Annotated in this window: 20 protein-coding genes; 10 read left to right on the forward strand and 10 right to left on the reverse strand. The window is 60.3% G+C overall.

Translation table 11 applies throughout. The annotated features are described in order from the left end of the window. Window positions 1–68: 68 nt before the first annotated feature. The 4 genes from ACSBQQ_RS08435 to pepT all read right to left on the reverse strand — a co-directional run bounded on the left by ACSBQQ_RS08435 (window position 69) and on the right by pepT (window position 5,276). Entirely contained in the window at window positions 69–341 is a 273-nt protein-coding gene (locus tag ACSBQQ_RS08435; RefSeq protein ID WP_033638197.1) for a hypothetical protein, read from the reverse strand. Continuing rightward, complete coding sequence (locus tag ACSBQQ_RS08440) at window positions 338–2,569, reverse strand: S-type pyocin domain-containing protein (RefSeq protein WP_265094592.1); 2,232 nt, start codon at window positions 2,567–2,569, stop codon at window positions 338–340. The genes ACSBQQ_RS08435 and ACSBQQ_RS08440 overlap by 4 nt, the downstream gene beginning before the upstream one ends. Before the next feature lie 38 nt (window positions 2,570–2,607). After that, a complete protein-coding gene (locus ACSBQQ_RS08445; protein ID WP_049196636.1) occupies window positions 2,608–3,747 on the reverse strand; it encodes a tail fiber domain-containing protein in 1,140 nt (379 codons plus the stop codon). Window positions 3,748–4,046: 299 nt separating this feature from the next. Then, window positions 4,047–5,276, reverse strand: coding sequence for a peptidase T (gene pepT / locus ACSBQQ_RS08450; RefSeq protein WP_004941154.1), 1,230 nt, complete (start codon window positions 5,274–5,276; stop codon window positions 4,047–4,049). A 57-nt stretch (window positions 5,277–5,333) separates the two neighbouring features. On the opposite strand from pepT, the gene ACSBQQ_RS08455 reads away from it, so the two are divergent. The 6 genes from ACSBQQ_RS08455 (at window position 5,334) to ACSBQQ_RS08480 (ending at window position 11,559) form a co-directional block, all read left to right on the forward strand. Then, window positions 5,334–5,606 carry a hypothetical protein gene (locus tag ACSBQQ_RS08455; protein WP_126179550.1) on the forward strand — a complete coding sequence of 91 codons (273 nt, stop codon included), beginning with the start codon at window positions 5,334–5,336 and terminating at the stop codon, window positions 5,604–5,606. Between the two features lie 25 nt (window positions 5,607–5,631). Next, window positions 5,632–6,747, forward strand: a complete 1,116-nt coding sequence (gene potA / locus ACSBQQ_RS08460) for a spermidine/putrescine ABC transporter ATP-binding protein PotA (RefSeq protein ID WP_060428531.1) — start codon at window positions 5,632–5,634, stop codon at window positions 6,745–6,747. Further along, window positions 6,731–7,591: a spermidine/putrescine ABC transporter permease PotB gene (gene potB, locus ACSBQQ_RS08465; protein WP_033646379.1), complete on the forward strand. Its 861-nt coding sequence runs from the start codon at window positions 6,731–6,733 to the stop codon at window positions 7,589–7,591. Before potA ends, potB begins: the two co-directional genes overlap by 17 nt. After that, the gene (gene potC / locus ACSBQQ_RS08470; RefSeq protein WP_033638190.1) at window positions 7,588–8,370 is read left to right on the forward strand and encodes a spermidine/putrescine ABC transporter permease PotC; all 783 of its coding nucleotides are present in this window, start codon (window positions 7,588–7,590) and stop codon (window positions 8,368–8,370) included. The genes potB and potC overlap by 4 nt, the downstream gene beginning before the upstream one ends. A 219-nt stretch (window positions 8,371–8,589) precedes the next feature. After that, a complete protein-coding gene (locus tag ACSBQQ_RS08475; protein ID WP_033638189.1) occupies window positions 8,590–10,149 on the forward strand; it encodes a PTS transporter subunit EIIC in 1,560 nt (519 codons plus the stop codon). A gap of 24 nt (window positions 10,150–10,173) precedes the next feature. Further along, window positions 10,174–11,559: a glycoside hydrolase gene (locus ACSBQQ_RS08480; protein WP_060428528.1), complete on the forward strand. Its 1,386-nt coding sequence runs from the start codon at window positions 10,174–10,176 to the stop codon at window positions 11,557–11,559. Between the two features lie 17 nt (window positions 11,560–11,576). Here ACSBQQ_RS08480 and ACSBQQ_RS08485 read toward each other — a convergent pair whose 3' ends face one another. Next, complete coding sequence (locus tag ACSBQQ_RS08485) at window positions 11,577–12,278, reverse strand: MurR/RpiR family transcriptional regulator (protein ID WP_060428526.1); 702 nt, start codon at window positions 12,276–12,278, stop codon at window positions 11,577–11,579. Between ACSBQQ_RS08485 and ACSBQQ_RS08490 the strand changes: the two genes are divergently transcribed. Next, window positions 12,268–12,585 carry a hypothetical protein gene (locus tag ACSBQQ_RS08490; RefSeq protein WP_125460748.1) on the forward strand — a complete coding sequence of 106 codons (318 nt, stop codon included), beginning with the start codon at window positions 12,268–12,270 and terminating at the stop codon, window positions 12,583–12,585. The genes ACSBQQ_RS08485 and ACSBQQ_RS08490 overlap by 11 nt on opposite strands. Beyond that, on the forward strand, window positions 12,515–13,558 hold the full coding sequence (gene potD / locus ACSBQQ_RS08495) for a spermidine/putrescine ABC transporter substrate-binding protein PotD (RefSeq protein ID WP_033638184.1): 1,044 nt from the start codon (window positions 12,515–12,517) through the stop codon (window positions 13,556–13,558). Before ACSBQQ_RS08490 ends, potD begins: the two co-directional genes overlap by 71 nt. A gap of 48 nt (window positions 13,559–13,606) precedes the next feature. On the opposite strand, the gene cobB is transcribed toward potD, so the two are convergent. The 5 genes from cobB to lolC are packed head-to-tail and all read right to left on the reverse strand — an operon-like array spanning window position 13,607 to window position 18,575. After that, window positions 13,607–14,443: a Sir2 family NAD+-dependent deacetylase gene (gene cobB, locus ACSBQQ_RS08500; protein ID WP_033638183.1), complete on the reverse strand. Its 837-nt coding sequence runs from the start codon at window positions 14,441–14,443 to the stop codon at window positions 13,607–13,609. A gap of 11 nt (window positions 14,444–14,454) precedes the next feature. Continuing rightward, window positions 14,455–15,375, reverse strand: a complete 921-nt coding sequence (gene nagK, locus ACSBQQ_RS08505; protein ID WP_060428525.1) for an N-acetylglucosamine kinase — start codon at window positions 15,373–15,375, stop codon at window positions 14,455–14,457. A gap of 53 nt (window positions 15,376–15,428) precedes the next feature. Next, window positions 15,429–16,676 carry a lipoprotein-releasing ABC transporter permease subunit LolE gene (lolE, locus tag ACSBQQ_RS08510; RefSeq protein ID WP_033646382.1) on the reverse strand — a complete coding sequence of 416 codons (1,248 nt, stop codon included), beginning with the start codon at window positions 16,674–16,676 and terminating at the stop codon, window positions 15,429–15,431. Continuing rightward, a complete protein-coding gene (gene lolD, locus ACSBQQ_RS08515) occupies window positions 16,676–17,380 on the reverse strand; it encodes a lipoprotein-releasing ABC transporter ATP-binding protein LolD (protein ID WP_043147279.1) in 705 nt (234 codons plus the stop codon). The genes lolE and lolD overlap by 1 nt, the downstream gene beginning before the upstream one ends. Further along, window positions 17,373–18,575, reverse strand: coding sequence for a lipoprotein-releasing ABC transporter permease subunit LolC (gene lolC / locus ACSBQQ_RS08520; protein ID WP_039566510.1), 1,203 nt, complete (start codon window positions 18,573–18,575; stop codon window positions 17,373–17,375). The genes lolD and lolC overlap by 8 nt, the downstream gene beginning before the upstream one ends. Window positions 18,576–18,613: 38 nt before the next feature. Here lolC and ACSBQQ_RS08525 point away from each other — a divergent pair, with 38 nt between their 5' ends. Both ACSBQQ_RS08525 and mfd read left to right on the forward strand, forming a co-directional pair. Then, the gene (locus tag ACSBQQ_RS08525) at window positions 18,614–18,862 is read left to right on the forward strand and encodes a hypothetical protein (RefSeq protein ID WP_033646384.1); all 249 of its coding nucleotides are present in this window, start codon (window positions 18,614–18,616) and stop codon (window positions 18,860–18,862) included. Between the two features lie 22 nt (window positions 18,863–18,884). After that, window positions 18,885–22,358: a transcription-repair coupling factor gene (gene mfd, locus ACSBQQ_RS08530; RefSeq protein ID WP_060428523.1), complete on the forward strand. Its 3,474-nt coding sequence runs from the start codon at window positions 18,885–18,887 to the stop codon at window positions 22,356–22,358. Window positions 22,359–22,450: the final 92 nt, after the last annotated feature.

A 22,450-nucleotide genomic window follows, 5' to 3' on the forward strand; every position in this document is an offset into this window, starting at 1 on the left:
AAAGGAAACCCCCAACAAAATTTCGTTTGCTGGGGGTTAAAAATGCACGAATCAGACCATAACCACGGCTATTCGATACCGTATTTTTTCTCGGTTACGAATTTCGGCTCTTTCCAGTTGGGGCCTTTTTTAACAAGCATTTTGTCGCCCCATTCAATAACACCATTCTGACGTAACTGTTCGAACACCCGCCTGAATTCACCATTCCCAATTACTGCGAAATTATGGCGACTAAAGAATCGATCCATTTGGGGATAACCAAACCCATCCTCATTTCTCACCAAAAAGGCAATGACGTCAGAAATTTTTTCTTCTTTTGCCAAGCGTTCTAAATCAATCATTTTAGCATCCTCAACTCTTGTTGTTCAGCAGCGTCTAAAGCCTCCTGCGTATAGAGCAAAGCCTCGCTGTTGCCTAATTGATAATCTTCCAACGTCGCAGTATGCGTATTATTCCACACTTCCCCTTGATTATCTGGCACAGAGCCATCTTTAATACCCAAATTGCGATAACGCTCCAATTCCCTGATCTCATGTGTATAAAATCGCCTGTCAGTATCGGTGGGGGGCAGTTCTCCCTTCAAGATCTTTTCCAGGCGGCCGATCATCACTTTGTTAGCGTCCGACTCTGTAAAACGCCCAGTATGCAACTTCACCTTATCCACGCCAGCACGGTCGATGCTGGCCCCTTTCCAATCCAGATTCTGGATGGGGCCTCCAGCTTTATTGGTGTTGTATTCACGACCGCTGTATTTGCCCCTGGCGTTGGTTTCACCATAGGGCTTGCTCACCATCACATAGATGGCCTCTACACCAATCTCCGTCGCATCCGGCTGCCACAGGATAAAGTCTTGCAGATCCTGCACCACATCCGCCGGGAAGGTGGTGACCACGATGCTGTCCGCCTGCCTGATGCCGGTGCCGGTATGCACTGGCGATTTGGGCCCCGGTGAGCCGTTGCCGGTATGCGGCGGCGCGGCCGGCCCGGTCGGCACCGGGTTAATCAGTATCGTCCTCGCCGGCACCCCCGCTATTGCGGGCAGCGTGATTTTGTCCAGCCCCGTCAGCTCATCGCGAACGGGTCTGAATACCGGCACGCTCGGCGATACGCCGCCGACGCCCGTTCTGACGAAGTTGACGCTCTGTCTCCCGTCATCGTCAGTGGTGATAAATCCGCGCACCGGCAAATCGACCGAGGTCATGCCGGGCTGGATGGTCGCCCTGCCCGCCGCCGCCAGGCTCGCCTGGAGGGCAAACAGATTGACATCCCGCCCTGGCACCCGATCGCTCCCTGCACCGACCTCCGTCGGGTAGAAGCCGAGGGCAAAAGCCCCCAGCACCGATCCGGCGGCGACTGCGGTGCCGGCGCGTATACTGCCAACTTCGTAGGCCGCCCGCCACGACGCGCTCGCTGCCCAGCCAGCCAGTTCGCTCGTGGTCGTCATCACACCTTGCCCGACCATCGACGTCTGCAGCATCGCGGGCGCGCGGTTAAGCACCATGGCGCCTGCGGCAGCCAGTGCCGCATTGGCCGCTTTTAGCTTTTCCGGGGAGTATGCCGGTGCATCCAGAATCCCCGCTTTGGCGAACAACGCTTTTCTTGCGGCTTCCACCTTGCGGGCCTCTTCAGCCTTGCGGGCTTCTTCTGCTTTGCGAGCCTCTTCAGCCTTGCGAGCTTCTTCAGCTTTGCGGGCCTCTTCAGCCTTACGAGCTTCTTCGGCTTTGCCGGCCTCTTCGGCCTTACGAGCTTCTTCGGCCTTGCGGGCTTCTTCTGCTTTCCGCTGTTCCTCAGCGACATCCTTAAGCATCTGTTGCCACTGTTGGTAAGCACGGGTAAGCGAAGGAACTTCTACTGTGGTTTTTCGGTACCCCGTCCGACTGTCTCCTTTCCCCCCACCGTTAATCTCATACTCAATCACAACCTCAGTCATGACTTTATTGTTATTCAGCCAATAGCCCGGTGGTATCTTCCCTTGAAAAACAGAGGAATAGGCACTAAACGTAACGTTGTTTTCCGCCACCGTATTGGCATCACCATTGTTACCGCTGGGCCCACGCTCGTAATCACCGAGTCGGTAGCCGGTTTCAACCTTTCCTAAATAATGCGTATTTTCATTTACTGTGCCCTCGCTGGTGGTAAATGAAGATATTAAATCCCCTTTGATTCGCGGTCGCACTGACTGGAAAGCCATCTCTACGGCGAGAGACTGCTCTCGACGCATACCCGAAAGGCTTATACTCAGCAGACCGCGGGCATCTACACTGACTAACTCAACTTTCGCCGATGGACTAATGCGCAGAGCCCGCTTTTGCAAATCCGCCAGCATGCTTTTAATCGCTGGATCATTCAGCACTGCGGTCATCTGGCGTTGGAAAGCACCCGCCTGAGAGTTGTCGTTGCCACTGTCTCGACCGCCATTGCCATTGGAGCCGCCACCGGGTTCGGGAGTATCTCCTTTTTCAGAACTCCAGTCAGTCCCATCCCCTTTTCCACCACCATAGTTAAATCCGCCCATATCTTTCTCCTTGCTCAAGGCAGGCGGAGCAAATACTGCATTATTCAGCCGCAATAATTACTCCGTTGAAAACATCGTCAATTGGCCGCAGCTCAAACATTTTGAGATGTTGAAATCCTGGCTTCCAACGCCGCCAACCGCGATTCCAACCCTTCTCGGGCCGCTCGCTCTTCCTTAAGCGCCTCAACCAGCAACGCCACCACGCCGTTGATATTGATGCCCCGCGCATCCTTCAGTACGCTGCCGTCGTTGAGCTTCAACTCGGTTTGGGTTACCGACTGCGGCAATACGCTCTCCACTTCCTGAGCGATCACCCCGGCCTCCGGCACGCCCTGTTTGAGGTAGGTGTAGCCGCCGATGCGGGCTAGTTTGTCCAATGCGCCTTCGATTTGGGTGATGTCCGTTTTCATGCGGGCATCGGAGCTGCTGTTCCAGGCGCCGTTGGTGTAGGCATGACCGTTATTCCGGAACTCATACCATCCTTGCGCCCCGCCGTTGGCCACATGGAATGCCATGGCATGGTATTGGCTAATGTGTTCAATATGATAAATATCTGCGCTCAGATCCCCATTTCCCTGAAGACGCACCCCATTGGTAATACGTTCTGCTTTACCTGAAACGTCAATATTGCCGGCAGCGACAATCCAGCCATTGCCGTTACGTTTTGTCAGTTGCCCGGCAGAGAGCTCGCTGTTCGCCTTTACTTGAATTTCATTCCAGCGTCCCGCAAGGTCGCTATAAGCCAGTAATCCCGTATCTTCTTTCCCGGGGATAATCCGCGCGCCCATCATCATAGAAGAACTGACTCCGCTGGTGACGAAGCGCGTATGAATATACGGTGCGTTGTATGCCTGCCCATTTATCAGGGGAGTGGGTCCAGTGGTCACAGCCCCTATACCCGCGTCATGCGATACCATCGCACCACCGGAAATATCAACGCCGTTGCCGAGTGCAACCCTGCCGGAAGCCAGGCTGAAAGCGAAAGGACGCGAGGTGTTCCATTGTCCGTTTTGAGCTTGCCCAGCCTGAGTTGTCAGTAAGTAGAAAGCCTCGCCATCATTACGCAGCATCACACCGGTATTGCCATTTGCCAGCCGAAAACCGTTGGCCGATTTGGAGACGATTTCACCGTCGCTGACCACGCGCTGGCGCAGCGTAGACAGCGATTTTAGTTCGGCAATATCGTCGTTAACGCCGTTAATCACCTGAGCATTTTTCTTTTCTTCTGCCATGATTATTACCCTCTTACGTCCTGTTTGATGGCGGTTAACAGCGCTCATTCCCCCAGCATTCCCTGGCCACTGGGCTCACCGCACCGAAGCTGTAAAACCGGTTAAGCACACAGCAACCCTGTATGCATAACCAGCACTCTATCTCTGAGGATAACGGGATTCCCTCACCACGGGTTGTATGGTGAAGGGGACAACAATGAGGCAGGGAATGATAAGAGAACGGCGGGCGCGCTGTGCCCGCCGGGCGTATCAGAAAAGGGAATGCGGGCCGGCGCAAGCCGGCCGGGGAACGAAGGTGTTTACCGCGCCCGCTCGGCGGCCAGCGCCGCGATGCGCATGATCACCGCCACCGCTTGCTCCATGCCTTCCAGCGTCACGAACTCGTGCTTGCCGTGGTAGTTGTAGCCGCCGGTGAACAGGTTCGGGCACGGCAGGCCGCGGAACGACAGCTGCGCGCCGTCGGTGCCGCCGCGGATCGGCTTCATCACCGGTTCGATGTCGCAGTCGCGCATCGCCTGCTGCGCCAGCGCAATCACGTGCGGGTGCTCCGCCACCTGTTCGCGCATGTTGTAATAGCTGTCTTCGATGCTCACTTCGATATAGCAATCGCGCGGCAGGCCTTTGCCGACCTCACGGGCGATGTCCACCATCTTGCGCTTGCGCGCCTCGAATCCTTCGCGCTCGAAGTCGCGCAGGATATAGTGCATTTCGGCGCGCTCCACGCTGCCCTTGATGCTGCTGAGGTGATAAAAGCCCTGGTAGCCTTCGGTGGTCTCCGGCGCTTCGTCCGCCGGCAGCGCCTGATGAATGCGGGTGGCCAGCGACAGCGCGTTGACCATCACGCCCTTGGCGCTGCCGGGGTGCACGCTGTTGCCGAGGATTTTGATCGTCACCGAGGCGGCGTTGAAGTTCTCGCACTCCAGCTCGCCGACGCCGCCGCCGTCCACGGTATAAGCCCATTCGGCATTGAAGGCCGCCACGTCGAACAGCTGCGCCCCCTTGCCTACCTCCTCGTCCGGGGTGAAGGCTACGCGGATGTCGCCATGCGGGATTTTGCGCGCGCGCAGGCGCACCATGGCGGTGAGGATCTCGGCGATGCCGGCCTTGTCGTCGGCGCCCAGCAGCGTTTTGCCGTCGGTGGTGATCAGGGTTTGCCCCAGCATCTGGTGCAGGATCGGGAACATCACCGGCGACAGCACTTCATCGCCGATGCCGAGCGCGATGTCGCCGCCGCGATAGTTCTCGACGATCTGCGGATTGACGTGTTTGCCGCTGAAATCCGGCGAGGTATCCAGATGGGCGATAAAACCGACCGCCGGCACCGGCCAGGCGACGTTGCCCGGCCAGGTGCCCATCACGCAACCGTGTTCGCTGAGCGACACCCGCTCGAAGCCGAGCGCGATCATTTCCTGCTGCAACGCACGCGCCAGCTTCAACTGCCCGTCGGTGCTCGGCACATGCTTTACGTTCGCTTTGGACTGGGTGTCGAAAGAGACGTAGTTGAAAAAGCGGTCAAGTAATTTGTCCATGGTAGCGGCCCCTCAGAATATCGCGTTTCATTATGCGAAACCGATCAGGATCAAATATTGCGTCAGGTCATTTTTAACCAGAATTCGCCAATATCATTAATCTTTGTGATGATTTCTGAGGGAAATAACACTGTCATCACAGGGTCATTTGTCGCTATCATGATGAAAAACGCGGCATCTGGGCCGGATCGGCTTTCAATTCCGGCATTCAGCGTCTATCATGCGCGCTCGAAAAATTTCCATTGGCGCAACTGGTTTGAGCTTCATTTGATCAGCGGGCATTCCGCAAGCTCCGGCAGTCTTTTCCAGTTGCGGTTCTATCTGCATTAGCCCACGGGATAGAGTAATACGATAAATGACTGAGACATCCTCTCTGACTCCCCTTGTTGAACTGCATGCCCTGAGCAAAGCGTTCGATGGCAAAACCATCATTGCCGATCTCGAACTGGCGATTAACCACGGCGAATTCCTCACCATTCTCGGCCCCTCCGGCTGTGGCAAAACCACGGTGCTGCGCCTGATCGCCGGTCTTGAAGACGCCGATCGGGGCCGCATCGTGCTCGACGGCCAGGACATCACTGCCATTCCGGCCGAACATCGCCACGTCAACACCGTGTTTCAGAGCTATGCCCTGTTTCCGCACATGTCGGTGTTCGACAACGTCGCCTTTGGCCTGCGCATGCAAAAGGTGCCGGCGGCGGAACTGACGCCGCGCGTCGAAGAGGCGCTGCGCATGGTGCAGCTGGATGCCTTCGCCAAGCGGCGGCCGGGCCAGCTCTCCGGCGGCCAACAGCAGCGCGTGGCCATCGCCCGCGCAGTGGTCAACAAGCCGAAGGTGCTGCTGCTGGACGAATCGCTGTCGGCGCTGGACTACAAGCTGCGCAAACAGATGCAGAACGAGCTGAAGGCGCTGCAGCGCAAGCTGGGCATCACCTTCGTGTTCGTCACCCACGATCAGGAAGAAGCACTGACCATGTCGGATCGCATCGTGGTGATGCGTGAAGGCCGCATCGAGCAAGACGGCACGCCGCGTGAGATCTACGAAGAGCCGAAGAACCTGTTCGTCGCCAGCTTTATCGGCGAGATCAACATCTTCGACGCGGTGGTCTTGCAGCGCCTCGATGCGCAGCGGGTGCGCGCCAACGTCGAAGGCCGCGAGTGCGACATCTATGCCGATCTGCCGGCAGAGCCGGGCCAAAAGCTGAAGGTGCTGCTGCGCCCGGAGGATCTGCGGGTAGAAGAAGTGAACGACAGCGCGCAGCACGACGGGCTGATCGGCTACGTGCGCGAGCGCAACTACAAAGGCATGACGCTGGAGTCGGTGGTTGAGCTGGAGAGCGGTAAAACGGTGATGGTCAGCGAGTTCTTCAATGAAGACGATCCGGACGTCGACCACTCGCTCAACCAGAAGATGGCGGTGACCTGGGTTGAAAGCTGGGAGGTGGTGCTGGCCGATGAAGAAATCGCGTAAAGTCTTCCAGAATGTGGTGATCGTCGGCGTCGTCGCCTGGCTGCTGCTGTTCGTGTTCATGCCGAACCTGATGATCATCGCCACCAGCTTCCTGACCCGCGACGACGCCAATCTGGTGCAGATGGTGTTCACGCTGGACAACTACCGGCGCTTGTTCGATCCGTTGTATGCCCAGGTGCTGCTGCATTCGCTGAACATGGCGCTGATCGCCACCCTGTGCTGCCTGGCGATCGGCTACCCGTTCGCCTTTATCCTGGCGCGGTTGCCGCAGAAGGTGCGACCGCTGCTGCTGTTTCTGCTGATCGTGCCCTTCTGGACCAATTCGCTGATCCGCATCTACGGCCTGAAGCTGTTTCTCAGCACCCGCGGCTATCTCAACGACGCGCTGCTGTGGATCGGCGTCATCGACAAGCCGCTGCGCATCATGTACACCTCGGAAGCGGTGATCCTCGGCCTGGTGTATATCCTGCTGCCGTTTATGGTGATGCCGCTCTACTCCAGCATCGAAAAGCTAGATAAGTCCTGCCTGGAGGCGGCGCGCGATCTCGGCGCCGGCAAGCTGCAGACCTTTATCCGCATCATCGTGCCGCTGACCATGCCGGGCATTATCGCCGGCTGCCTGCTGGTGGTGCTGCCGGCGATGGGGCTGTTCTTCGTCGCCGATCTGATGGGCGGCGCCAAGAATCTGCTGATCGGCAACGTGATTAAAAGCCAGTTCCTCAATATCCGCGACTGGCCGTTCGGCGCGGCCACCAGCATCTGCCTGACGCTGGTGATGGGGCTGTTGCTGCTGGTCTATTACCGGGCCGCCCGCCTGCTGAACAAGAAGGAGGATCTGGCATGATCGGACGTCTGCTGCGCGGCGGCTTTATGGCGCTGGTATACGCTTATCTGTATATCCCGATCGTCATCCTGATCGTCAACTCCTTCAACGCCTCGCGCTTCGGCATTAGTTGGCAAGGAGCCACCACCCAGTGGTACAGCACGCTGCTCAACAACGACAGCCTGCTGCAGGCCGCCGGCCATTCGCTGACCATGGCGGTGCTCTCCGCTACCTTCGCCACGCTGATCGGCTCGCTGACCGCGGTGGCGCTGTACCGCTACCGCTTCCGCGGCAAGCCGTTCGTCGGCGGCATGCTGTTCGTGGTGATGATGTCGCCGGACATCGTGATGGCCATCTCGCTGCTGGTGCTGTTCATGCTGCTGGGCATTTCGCTCGGCTTCTGGTCGCTGCTGTTCTCGCACATCACCTTCTGCCTGCCGTTCGTGGTGGTGACCGTCTACGCGCGCCTGAAAGGCTTCGACGTGAAGATGCTGGAGGCCGCGCGCGATCTCGGCGCAAGCGAGTTCACCATTCTGCGCAAGATCATCCTGCCGCTGGCGATGCCGGCGGTGGCGGCCGGCTGGCTGCTGAGCTTCACCCTGTCGATGGACGACGTGGTCGTCTCCTCCTTCGTTACCGGCCCGAGCTACGAGATCTTGCCGCTGAAGATCTATTCGATGGTGAAAGTCGGCGTCTCGCCGGAGGTCAACGCGCTGGCCACCATTTTGCTGCTGCTGTCGCTGGTGCTGGTGATCGCCAGCCAGTGGGTGATGCGCGATCGCGCGCCCAAGGCCGAATAATCCTCCCCGCCGGGCGCTGCGGCGCCCGGTTGTGATCCCCTTCACAATCGGCACCGGTTGTCACTCCCTGACCATCGGTGCCTATTTCCGCCCCGCCGATTGCAGCGGCGAAAACTTCCCCCTATAACTGAATCCAGGCAAGGTGCCTTATTTTTTTCTCGCTTCCAGGGAGTTTATTCAGCAACGTCGTCATCCATTAAAATATAAAAAGGAACTGCCATGAAAGGTATTATCGATAATATCTTAAGCAAGCTGCAGCTTTTCTCCAAAGCCATGATGGGGCCGATATTTTTCCTGCCGGTGATCGGTCTGATTCTGGCGCTCAGTTCTATTCTCACCAATGCCACACTTATCAATGAACATTCCGCCGTGTTCTCTATCGGTAAAATGATCGGCGATACCTTCTGGCCGTTATTCGGCAATCTCGGGCTGATTTTCTGCATCGGCATTACCTACGGCCTGGCCAAAGACAAAAAAAGCGAAGCGGCGCTGGTTGCGGTGATGTGCTTTATCATGTTCCTCGGCGCCAATTCGTCTTATCTGCAACTCAGCGGCCACGTCGCGGCCAAGATCAACGGCGAATATTACGGCACCGGGCAGACTGAACTGCTGGGCTTTACCGTGGTGGATATGGGCATTTTTCTCGGTCTTATCCTCGGTGTCACCATCGCCTGGGTGCACAACCGCCTGTGCAACGTCGAGCTCAACGGCGTGTTCTCGGTCTACGGCGGCGCCAAACTGGTGCTGATCGCCATGACGCCGATCATCATGCTGTACGCCGTCGCCTTCAGCTACCTGTGGCCGGCCATCTCACAGGGCCTGATCGCGCTGACCGGCTTTATGAAAAGCTCCGGCTCGCTCGGGGTTTTCGTCTACGGCTTCTTCGAAAAATTCCTCATCCCCACCGGGCTGCACCACTTTATCTGGTCGCCGTTCCAGCTCACCAGCATCGGCGGTTCAATCGTGCAGGACGGCCAGACCGTCTCCGGCTCGCAGGCAATTTTCCTGGCCTATATGCGCGACCCGAGCATCTCGCCGCTGATGAACGAAGCGCTGCGCTTCTCGCAGCAAGGGATGGTGACCATCTTCGGCCTGTCGGGCGCGGCATTGGCTTTCTATCACACCGCCAAACCGGAAAAGAAAATGCTGGCCAAGGCAATTCTGATCCCGGCCATCACCACCTCGATCCTGGTCGGCATCACCGAGCCGATAGAGTTCACCTTCCTGTTTATCTCTCCGCTGCTGTGGGTGATCCACGCCGTGTTGACCGCGCTGTCGCAGGTGGCCTGCAACCTGTTCCAGGTGCGCCCCTGGGGCGCCAGCGGGCTGGTCGAGTTCCTGGCCTACAACCTGCCGCTGCCGGTCTCCCTCACCCGTTGGCCGCTGTATGTGGTCATCGGCCTGGTGCAGTTTGCGGTGTATTACCTGGTGTTCAAAACGCTGGTGCTGAAGCTCAATCTGAAGACGCCGGGCCGCGAAGATGATCAGGACGTCAAACTCTATTCCAAACAGGATTACCGGAACCGCAAAAATAACCCGGACGAACTGAGCGGCATCATTATTCGCGCGCTGGGCGGCAAGGAAAACATTATTTCCGTCGACAACTGCTTCACCCGGCTGCGGGTGGAATTAAAGGATATGGCGCGGGTGGATGAGGCCGCGTTGAAAAGCACCGGCGCCAAAGGCGTGGTGAAGAATCGCCGTGAAGTGCAGGTGATTTACGGCGTCACGGTCGGCAAGGTCAAAAATCAGGTAGAGAAATATTTAGCGGCACTCTAACGCTTTATTAATGGGAGATATCGAATGAAATTAACCGTTCTCGGCGGCGGCGGCGTGCGTTCCCCGTTCCTCGCCAAATCCATCGCCTATAACGCCCATCGCATCGGCATTACCGAAGTGGTGTTTATGGATACCGATGAGCGCCATCTGGCGATCTACGGCGCCCTGGCGCAGGGCGTATTCCAGCGCATTCGCGGCGACATTGCTTTCAGCCTCAGCAGCGATGCGCGCCAGGCGCTGCAAGGCGCCGACTACATCATCACCACCCTGCGCATCGGCGGCGAGGAAGGCCGCATCCATGACGAGCGCATCGCGCTCAATCACCAGTTGCTTGGGCAAGAAACCACCGGCGCCGGCGGCTTCGCCATGGCGATGCGTTCGATTCCGGCGATCCTCGACTATTGCCGCCTGATCGAGCAGCTTTCCTCGCCGGACGCGGTGTTGTTCAACTTCACCAATCCTTCCGGCATGGTGACCGAGGCGATCATCAAATCCGGCTTCCAGCGCCGGGTCTACGGCATCTGCGACGCCCCCAGCGAGTTCATCCGCGAACTGGCCGAGCTGCTGGACTGCCGCGAAGACCAGCTGAGCGTCGACTGCTTCGGCCTCAATCACCTTTCCTGGTTCCGCAATGCGCGCGTCAACGGCGAGCCGGTCACGGAACGGCTGCTGGCGGATCCGCGCCTGTATCGCGAAACCTGCATGAAATACTTCTCGCCGGAGCTGGTGGCGCTGTCGGACAACCTGATGCTCAACGAGTATCTCTACTATTACTACTACCGTGAGCAGGCGATCGCCGCCATCGTCGAGGGCGGCGAGACCCGCGGCGAACAAATCGCGGCGATCAACCGCCAAATGCTGTCGGCGTTGGGCGAGCTGGACATCCCCCGTCAGTTGGAGCATGCCTTCTCTGTCTACTTCAGCCATTACCTGCAGCGCGAAAATTCCTATATGCAGCGCGAGTCCAGCCAGGGCAAGGTGAAAACGCGTGAGATGCTGACGCTGCAACAGTTTATCGAACAGCCGGACAGCGGCGGCTATGCCGGGGTGGCGATCGACATTCTGGAGGCGGTCAACAGCGGCCGGCAAAAACGCGTGGTGGTATCGATGCAAAACCGCGACACGCTCGATTTTCTGCACCCGGAAGACGTGATCGAAATCAGCTGCGAATTGAGCAGCGCCGGCATTCAGCCGGTCAAAATGCGTGATATTCCCGACACCCAGAAGAACCTGATTTCGCAGGTGAAAGAGTACGAACGGCTGGCGGTGGCGGCGATCTTGACCGGTAACCGCCAGTTGGCCATCAAGGCGCTGATGGTGCACCCGCTGGTCAACTCCTACTCGCTGGCGAAAATGCTGGTGGAGGAGTACCTGCAGGCCCACCGTCAGTATGCCGGGCACTGGCGCTAAGCGATGCGGCGCGGCCGTCAGCGGCCGCGTCGTTCAAACCAGGCGGTGATCACATTCTCGAATCCCAACAGACAGTGGCCGAAAAACGGATTGGGATAGTAGATATCGTGATCGTATTTTTGCCGGTCCTCAAACAGAAAGGTCATGTCGGCCTGCTGCGCCAGCGGGCTGTCGCCGTCGCCGCAGAAGGCCGCCAACAGGATGCGGTTACGCTTCACCGCCTCGCTCCAGCTCAGCGCCGAGCCGCTGTTGCCCGACTTTGAAATCACGATCACCATATCGAAGCGAAAGCGCGTCTCACGGTCAAGAATGTCGAAATCCGGCCACAGCGACAGGTAACTGTCTACGCCCAGCGTCATAAACTTGTTGTACATATACTGCGCCACCAATTGCGAAAAACCGCTGCCGTGGATCAGGATCTTGCCGCTGTCGAGCAGATCGAGAAACTGCGCCGGCGGTACCGCCGGCGTAGCGCGCTCCGCCTGATAGGCCGGCGCCATCGTCAGGTTGAATTTGATGAAATAGACCAGTTCGAGATAGCCGCGAAAGCCCAGCTTTTTAGCCAGCCGCACCAGCGTCGAGGGGGAACTGTAGCAGCGTGCGGACACCGCGCGGATGCCGTCGTCGATGCAGGCGTCCGGATTATCGAGAATGCAGTGCAAAATCGTCAGATCCGTCTTGCTGAGCTCCGCCTGGCTGAAGACCTGTTTGAAATTCATCGCCGCCCTCGTTTATTCGCCAAAATTATTGTTTCGCACGCGCTTCACCGCCTGTCCAGCGCGAGACAATCAAATTGTGATGCGCTTTAAGCCGCCAAACCCCTTGATTTGCCTGCGGGATAACCGCCTTTACCCACCCCGCCCCGCCCCCTATAATGGCCCCTTTCTGGGGTATGGCGCGGCCGAAAACGGCGGCTCATACGGGTTCGGCTCACGACTGCTGAAGGATACGCTGCATGAAAAAGTGGTCACATCTGCTCGCAGCCGGGATGATGGCGCTGAGTATCTGCTCTGCAAACGCCTCTGACGGCAAAACACTGTATTTCTATAACTGGACTGAATACGTCCCGCCGGGGCTGCTGGAGCAGTTCACCAAGGAAACCGGCATCAAGGTGATTTATTCCACCTATGAATCCAACGAAAGTATGTACGCCAAGCTGAAGACCTATAAAGACGGCGCGTACGATCTGGTGGTGCCTTCCACGTACTTCATCGCCAAGATGAGCAAGGAAGGCATGCTGCAAAAAATCGACAAGAGCAAGCTCAGCCACTTCAAGGATCTCGATCCTACCCTGCTGAACAAGCCGTTCGATCCCAACAACGACTACTCCATCCCCTACATCTGGGGCGCTACCGCCATCGGCGTCAACAGCGACGAACAGGATCCCTCTACCGTTACCGCCTGGGCCGATCTGTGGCAGCCGCAGTACAAGGGCCGCCTGCTGCTGACCGACGACGCGCGCGAAGTGTTCCAGATGGCGCTGCTCAAGCTGGGCTATTCCGGCAACACCACCGACCCGAAAGAGATCGAAGCCGCCTATCACGAACTGCAGAAATTGATGCCGAACGTGCTGGCCTTCAACTCCGACAACCCGGGCAACCCGTTTATGGAAGGGGAAGTCAACGTCGGTATGGTGTGGAACGGTTCGGCCTTCGTGGCGCGCCAGGCCGGCACGCCGCTGGAGATCGTCTGGCCGAAGGAAGGCGGGATCTTCTGGATGGACAGCCTGGCCATTCCGGCCAACGCGCGCAACGTCGAGGGGGCGCTGAAGCTGATAGACTTCCTGCTGCGGCCGGAAATCGCGGTGCAGGTGGCGGAAACCATCGGTTACCCGACGCCGAACCTGGCGGCGAAGAAACTGCTGTCGCCGGAGATAGCCAACGACAAGTCACTCTACCCGGACAAGGCGGTGATTGAGCACGGCGAGTGGCAAAACGACGTCGGCGACGCCAGCACGCTGTATGAAAGCTACTTCCAAAAGCTGAAAGCCGGGCGCTAATACGCCCCGCCATCCCATCAGGGCGCGCAGTGCGCCCTGATGCCTTTCTCAGGGCCTGTCGGCCCGCGCCACCTTGCCCACCAGGAACTTGTGCACAAAGCGCGGCACCACTTCGCTGGCCAGGCCATAGTGCTTCTCGTCGAACTGGCTCTCCACCTGGCTTGGCTCCAGGTTCAGCTCCATCGCGTAGGCGCCGCCCAGCCGCGCCTCATGCACGAAGCCGGCCGCCGGGTAGACATGGCCGGAGGTGCCGATGGCGACGAAGAAATCGGCCTTGCTCAGCGCCTGGTAAATGTCGTCCATGCCCAGCGGCATCTCGCCGAACCACACCACGTGCGGCCGCAGCGGCGCCGGGAACTGGCAGCAATGGCAACGGTCGTCAACGCTGAGATCGCCGGGCCATTCGAACACCTGCCCCGACTGGGTGCAGCGCACCTTCAGCAGTTCGCCGTGCATGTGCAGCACCCGCTTGCTGCCGGCGCGCTCATGCAGGTTATCGATGTTTTGCGTGACCAGCAGGAAGTTTTCCCCCAGCCACTCTTCCAGATCAGCCAGCGCGCGGTGCGCGGCGTTCGGGGCGATCTCCTCCGTCTGCAGCTGGCGGCGGCGTTCGTTGTAAAACGCCTGCACCAGCGCCGGATCGCGCTGAAAACCTTCCGGCGTGGCGACGTCCTCCACCCGGTGCTCTTCCCATAGCCCATCCGCGGCGCGGAAGGTGCGAATGCCCGACTCGGCCGAAATGCCGGCCCCGGTCAACACCACCACAAACGGCTTTTTCAGCTCGGCCGCCGCCATGGTGTCACGGTGAAAAATGCGTGAACGAAAGCGCTGATGCAGCACATGCTTACTCTTGCGAAACTGACACAGCCGATGGCGAGTGTGCATTAACTCTCTCCTTACTTTTCCCTGTTTACCAAATTGAGGAACGCTGCGCCGCGCACGCCGCCGGCGTCGCCATAGCGCGCCTTCTCGATGCGCGGCAGCCGGGCCACCCGCAGCAGGTGCGCCGGCAACCGCTGCGGCAACGCCTGGTAAATGGCGTCGAAGTTCGACAGCCCGCCGCCGATCACCACCAGGTGCGGATCCAGCACCGTCAGCAGGTTGCCCAGGCAGATCGCCAGCACGTCCATAAAGCGGTCGACGTGAGCCACCGCCTGCGCCTCACCCGCCTGATAATGCGCAATGATCTCGGTGGCGGGCAAGTGCCGGCCATAGAAATGGGCGTACATCCATTCGAAACCGCGGCCCGATATGTAATTTTCAATGCAACCCTGGTGGCCGCACCCGCAGGCGACGCGAGGCACATCACGCCCCAGCACCTCGAGCGCGTCCACCGGCAGGCGCAAATGGCCGAACTCGCCGGCGATATAGTTGCGCCCAGGCACCGTCTTGCCATCGACGATCAGGCCGCCGCCAACGCCGGTGCCGAGGATGATGCCCAGCACCGTCGGGTAGCGGCGAAACTCGTCGTCCCAGGCCTCCGACAGCGCAAAGCAGTTGGCGTCGTTGTCGACGCGCACCTCGCGGCCGATCAGCGCCGCCAGATCGCGGGGCAACGGCCGCCCCATCGCCGCCGGCACGTTGGCGGTAAACAGCGTGCCGTCATCGTCGTTGGGCAGGCCCGGAATGCCGATGCCGACGCTGCCGCTGCGGCCACAGAACGCATCCGCCTCGAGGGTCAGATCGCCCAGCGTGGCCAGCAGCTGCCGGTAGTCTTCACGCGGCGTCGGCACCCGCTTTTGCCAAATGCGCTGCAGGTTGTCGTCGAATACCCCCAGCTCAATCTTGGTGCCGCCCATATCGAAACCGTAGTACATAACCCATCCCCAGGCTAAAAAAACGGGGCGGCATCGCTGCCTCCCCGTGGGTTTTATTGTCCGCTGAGCACCCGCGCCGGATCGATGCGGCTGGCGCGCCTCGCCGGATACCAACTGGCCAACAGGCTCAGCACGATGGCGGTCGCCAACACGATCAGCACGTCCAGCCAGTGCAGCTCGGAAGGCAGAAAATCGATGAAGTAGATATCGCCCGACAGGAAGGAGTGGCCGACCAGTTTCTCGATGCCCCGGATAATGTTGGTCAGCTGCAGCGAGGCGATTACCCCGATCACCACGCCGCTCAGGCTGCCCAGCAGCCCGGCCAGCAGCCCATACCAGATGAAGATGGCGCGGATAAAGCCGTCTTTGGCGCCCAGGGTGCGCAGCACCGCGATGTCGGCGCTTTTGTCTTTCACCGCCATCACCAGCGTGGAAACGATGTTGAAGCAGGCCACGCCGATCACCAGCACCATCGCCAGATACATGATGGCGCGGATCATCTGGATATCGCGGTACATGTAGCCGTACTTGCCGATCCAGCTCTTGATGTAAATGTAGGCGTTGGTCACTTCGCCGGCGTCGCGCACCAGTTTGTTGGCGGCGAACACGTCGTTCATCTTGAGGGCGATACCCGTGACGCTGTCACCCATGTCGAGATACTGCTGCGCATCGGCCAGCGGCACCAGCGCCAGGCTGTGATCGAGCTGGCCGCTGAGCTGCAAAATGCCGGTCACGTGCAGGCGAATGCGCTTCGGCTGCAGCAGCTTCATTTCCGGGTCGCTGTTGGGGATCATCACCGTCACATAGGCGCCTTGCTTCACACCCAGCGCGTCGGCCACACCCTTGCCGAGGATCACCTGCTGTTCGCCGGCCTTGAAGTTGGCCCAGGCATCACCCTGCACATACTGCGGCAGCGCGCTCAGCCGGCTCTCCTGCTGCGGATCAACGCCTTTGACTTCCACCGCGCGCAGCTGCGCGCCGTTCTCCATCAGGCCGGTAAAGTTGATGTACGGCGCGGCGGCCACAATGCCCGGCACCTTCTCCACCCGCTGCAGAATCGACGGCCAGCCGCTGAACGGCTGATTTACCGGCTCGAGCTCGCCGTGCGGCACCACCGCCAGAATGCGGTTTTTCAGCTCGCGCTCAAAGCCGTTCATCGCGCTCAGGCCGACGATCAACACCGCCACCCCCAGCGCGATGCCGATGGTGGAGATGACCGAAATCAGCGACACCATGCCGCCGCGTTTACGGCCGCGGCTGAAACGCAGGGCCGTCAGGAAGGACAGTGAGGCTCCCGCCATTACTCGGCCCCCATCAGGGTCAGCTGCGCCTGCAGGTGGCCGTCGGCCATTTCCAGCTGGCGGCTCAGGCGCTTGGCCAGTTGCAGATCGTGCGTCACCACCAGAAAAGCGGTGCCCTGACGCACGTTCAGCTCGCCCAGCAGATCGAAGATGCTGTCCGCGGTGCGTTTGTCCAGGTTGCCGGTCGGTTCGTCCGCCAGCACCAGCGCCGGATTATTGACCAGCGCGCGCGCGATCGCCACGCGCTGACGCTCGCCGCCGGAAAGCTCGGACGGGCGGTGTTTGCTGCGTTTTTCCAGCCCGACCGCCCCCAGCATCTCCCGCGCCTTCTCCTGCGCCTGCGCCGGCTTGGCGCCGCCGATCAGCAGCGGCATGGCGGCGTTTTCCAGCGCGGTGAAGTCCGGCAGCAGATGGTGAAACTGATAGATGAAGCCGAGCTGGCGGTTGCGCAGCTCGGCCTTGGCCGCCGAAGACATGGCGTTCAGCGATGCGCCCTTGAAGATCACCTCGCCGGAGGTCGGCGAGTCCAGCCCGCCCAGCAGGTGCAACAGGGTGCTCTTGCCGGAACCCGAGCTGCCGACGATCGCCATCATCTCGCCCTGCTGCATGGCAAAGCTGACGTTGCGCAGCACGTCGGTGTGCAGATTGCCTTCCTGATAGGTCTTGCACAGGTTGTCACACTGCAGCAAAAGATGGTTACTCATAACGTAAAGCCTCAGCGGGTTGTACGGCGGCAGCGCGCCATGAAGGATAAAGCGTGGACAACAGGGAAACCGCCATCGCCACCACGGCGATGATCGTCACCTGCAGCGGATCGACCGCCACCGGCAGCGAAGCGCCGTCGATCAGGGCGCCGAGGATCGGCATCAGGTTATTCAGGTTGGTGGCCAGCAACACGCCGAGCAGCGTGCCGAGCAGCGAGCCGATGATGCCGGCGCTGGCGCCCTGCACCATAAACACCGACATGATCTGGCGGCGGGTCAGCCCCTGGGTCTGCAGAATGGCGACCTCGCCCTGCTTCTCCATCACCAGCAGGCCGAGCGAGGTAATGATGTTAAACGCCGCCACCGCCACGATCAGGCTGAGCAACAGCCCCATCATATTCTTCTCCATGCGCACCGCCTGGAACAGCTCGCCCTTGCGATCGCGCCAGTCTTTCCAGACCGTGCCCGCCGGCAACGGCTGTTGGCTGAGGGTATCGACCGCCAGCGGCTGCTGCAGGAACAGGCGCCAGCCGGTGATGTTGCCGGCCGGGTAGCGCATCAGGCGCGAAGCGTCCTGTTGGTTGACCAGCAGCTGATAGCCGTCCACCTCGCTGTTGGCGTGGAAGGTGCCGATGAGGGTGAACAGACGCTGGCTGGGAATGCGGCCCATCGGCGTGAACTGGCTGGCGCTCGGCACCATCACGCGCAGCGAATCGCCGCGTTTGACGCCGAGTTGCCCCGCCAGCTGTTCGCCGATGATGATGTTGTATTGGCCCGGCTGCAGCTGCTGCTGCTTGACGTTGACCAGATACGGGGTCAGCGGATCGGCCTCGTCGGGATTGACGCCGAGCATCACCCCGACCGCCACGCTGCGGGCGCTTTGCAGCACCACGTCACCGGTGGTCAGCGGCGCAACGCGCGTGACGCCCTGCAGCTTCTGCACCTCGGAGGCCGGCAGCTGCTGCGGATTAACCGATCCTTGCGGGCTGGTGATCAACGCCTGCGGCATCAGGCCGAGGATGTTGTTCTCCAGATCCTTTTCGAATCCGTTCATCACCGACAGCACGGTGACCAACGCCATCACCCCCAGCGTAATGCCGATGGTGGAAAGCCAGGAAACAAACCGCCCGAAGCGGTCTGAGGCTCGCCCGCGCATGTAGCGCAGGCCAATGAATAACGCGACAGGTTGATACATGAAATCCGTTTGATAGCCGTGGCTTAAGCAAAGTGATCATGGATGATAAAGGCTCTCCCTCGTTTAGGGAACACCCGACGATCTTTTATTGCGTGGCGCAGAGGAGAACGGCGGCGGCAGATGAGCGCAATATTGACCCGTCGCCGCAAAAAGTCGACGGCGTCAACCGGTTAAATAATCGGCAAAAAAGCGATGAGCAGCGCTTTTTGCTGTGTCAGTTTGCCGGCCGCTGGGCTACTATAAACAGCATAAAGGCGCTGGGTTATCCGTGCCGGAACGCCCTCTAACACATTGATTAAAGATACCTGAATGAGCACTTCCGATAGCCGTAACCGTTCCTCATCCCCTCGTTATTCTCTGCCCGATCGCGCAGGCGATCTGCGCCAGCTGGGGCAACTGACCGGCGCGGCCTGCGCCGTGGAGTGCGCCGAGATCGTCGAACGCCACCCTGGCCCGGTGATGCTGATCGCGCCGGACATGCAAAACGCCCTGCGGCTGCGCGACGAGATCCAGCAGTTCACCGACCAGATGGTGACCACGCTGTCCGACTGGGAAACCCTGCCGTATGACAGCTTCTCGCCGCATCAGGAAATCATCTCGGATCGTTTGTCGAGCCTGTATCATCTGCCGACCATGGCGCGCGGCGTGATCATTTTGCCGGTCAATACCCTGATGCAGCGCGTCTGCCCGCACGAGTTCCTGCACGGCCACGCGCTGGTGATGAAGAAAGGCCAGCGCCTGTCGCGCGACAAGCTGCGCGCGCAGCTGGAACAGGCCGGCTATCGCAGCGTCGATCAGGTGATGGAGCACGGCGAATTCGCCACCCGCGGCGCGCTGCTCGATCTTTACCCGATGGGCAGCGATGAGCCTTACCGCATCGACTTTTTCGATGACGAAATCGACAGCCTGCGCATCTTCGACGTCGATAGCCAGCGCACGCTGAGCGAAGTCGAGGCCATCAATCTGTTGCCGGCCCACGAGTTCCCCACCGACAAGAACGCCATCGAGCTGTTCCGCAGCCAGTGGCGCGAGCAGTTCGAGGTGCGCCGCGACGCCGAACACATCTATCAGCAGGTCAGCAAAAGCGCCTGGCCGGCCGGCATCGAGTACTGGCAGCCGCTGTTCTTCAGCCAGCCGCTGCCGTCGCTGTTCAGCTACCTGCCGGCCAACACGCTGATCGTCAATACCGGCGATCTGGAGGGCGCCGCCGAGCGCTTCTGGCAAGACGTCAACCAGCGTTACGAAAGCCGCCGCGTCGATCCGATGCGCCCGCTGCTGGCGCCGGATACGCTGTGGCTGCGCGTCGACGCGCTGTTCGGCGAGCTGAAGGCCTGGCCGCGCATCGCGCTGAAAACCGATGAGCTGCCGGCCAAGGCCGGCAATACCAATCTGGACTACCATGCCCTGCCCGATCTGGCGGTGCAGGCGCAGCATAAATCCCCGCTGGATAACCTGCGGCGCTTTATCGAAGGCTTCGACGGCAGCGTAATTTTCTCCGTCGAGAGCGAGGGGCGGCGTGAAACGCTGCAGGATCTGCTCGGCCGCATCAAGCTGGCGCCGGCGCTGATTCAACGCCTCGATCAGACGGAAACGGCGGGCCGTTACATGATGGTCGGCGCCGCGGAACACGGCTTCCTCGACGGCCTGCGCCGGCGGGCGCTGATCTGCGAAAGCGATCTGCTCGGCGAGCGCGTCAGCCGCCGCCGGCAGGACAACCGGCGCACCATCAACACCGATACCCTGATCCGCAACCTGGCGGAGCTGCATCCCGGCCAGCCGGTGGTGCACCTGGAGCACGGCGTCGGCCGCTACGTCGGCCTGACCACGCTGGAGGCCGGCGGCATCAAGGCCGAATACCTTATCCTCTCCTACGCCGGTGAGGACAAGCTGTACGTGCCGGTTTCTTCGCTGCATCTGATCAGCCGCTACGCCGGCGGCGCGGACGAAAACGCCCCGCTGCACAAACTGGGCGGCGACGCCTGGACGCGCGCGCGGCAGAAAGCGGCCGAGCGGGTGCGCGACGTGGCGGCGGAGCTGCTGGATATCTACGCCCAGCGCGCCGCCAAGGCCGGTTTCGCCTTCAAACACAACCGCGAACAGTATCAGCTGTTCTGCCAGAGCTTCCCGTTCGAAACCACGCCGGATCAGGAACAGGCGATCAATGCCGTATTGAGCGACATGTGTCAGCCGCTGGCGATGGATCGCCTGGTGTGCGGCGACGTCGGCTTCGGCAAAACCGAAGTGGCGATGCGCGCCGCCTTCCTGGCGGTGGAAAACGGCAAGCAGGTGGCGGTGCTGGTGCCGACTACCCTGCTGGCGCAGCAGCACTTCGACAACTTCCGCGATCGCTTCGCCACCTGGCCGATCCGCATCGAGATGATGTCGCGCTTCCGCAGCGCCAAAGAGCAGCAGCAGGTGCTGGACGACGCGGCAGAAGGCAAGGTGGACATCATCATCGGCACCCACAAGCTGTTGCAGAGCGATCTGCGCTGGAAAGACCTGGGGCTGCTGATCGTCGATGAAGAACACCGCTTCGGCGTGCGCCATAAAGAACGTATCAAGGCGATGCGCGCCGACGTCGATATCCTGACGCTGACCGCCACGCCGATCCCGCGCACCCTGAACATGGCGATGAGCGGCATGCGCGATCTGTCGATCATCGCCACCCCGCCGGCGCGCCGGTTGGCGGTGAAGACCTTCGTGCGCGAATACGACAGCCTGGTGGTGCGCGAGGCGATCCTGCGCGAAGTGCTGCGCGGCGGCCAGGTTTACTACCTCTACAACGACGTCGAAAACATCGAGAAAGCGGCGCAGCGCCTGGCGGAGCTGGTGCCGGAAGCGCGCATCGCCATCGGCCACGGCCAGATGCGCGAGCGCGATCTGGAACGGGTGATGAACGATTTCCACCACCAGCGCTTCAACGTGCTGGTGTGCACCACCATCATCGAAACCGGCATCGATATTCCCAGCGCCAACACCATCATCATCGAGCGCGCCGATCGCTTCGGCTTGGCGCAGCTGCACCAGCTGCGCGGCCGCGTCGGGCGCTCGCACCACCAGGCTTACGCCTATCTGCTGACGCCAAACCCGAAAGCCATGGGCACCGACGCCCATAAACGGCTCGAGGCCATCGCGTCGCTGGAAGATCTCGGCGCCGGTTTCGCGCTGGCGACCCACGATCTGGAGATCCGCGGCGCCGGCGAGCTGCTGGGCGAAGACCAGAGCGGCCAGATGACCACCGTCGGCTTCTCGCTCTACATGGAGCTGTTGGAAAGCGCCGTCGATGCGTTGAAAAACGGCCGCGAACCGTCACTGGAAGATCTCACCAGCAGCCAGACCGAGGTGGAACTGCGCATGCCGACGCTGCTGCCGGAAGATTTCATTCCCGACGTCAATACCCGCCTGTCGCTGTACAAGCGCATCGCCAGCGCGAAGAGCGACGGCGAGCTGGATGAGCTGAAAGTCGAGCTGATCGACCGCTTCGGTCAGTTGCCGGACGCGGCGCGCAACCTGTTGCAGTGCGCGGCGCTGCGCCTGCATGCGCAGAAGCTGGGCATCAAACGCATCGAGAGCAACGAGCGCGGCGGCTTTATCGAGTTCGGCGACAACAACCGCGTCGATCCCGGTTATCTGATTGGCCTGTTGCAGGGCAATCCGCAGGTTTACCGCCTGGACGGCCCGAGCAAGCTGAAGTTCACGCTCGATCTGGCCGATCGCCAAAAACGCCTGACGTTCACCGAAGAGCTGTTGGACGCCTTCCGCGAACACACGCTGGCGGCCTGAAGCCACGCGCCCCGCTCGCCGGGGCGCACGCTCCCATCCCCGGCTGCGGCCGGGCGGTTCTATCTTATCGCCAAGCCTTCTATCCCTCCCCA

It is taken from the genome of Serratia sp. G204Y (assembly GCF_051172435.1).
Lineage (GTDB): Bacteria > Pseudomonadota > Gammaproteobacteria > Enterobacterales > Enterobacteriaceae > Serratia > Serratia sarumanii.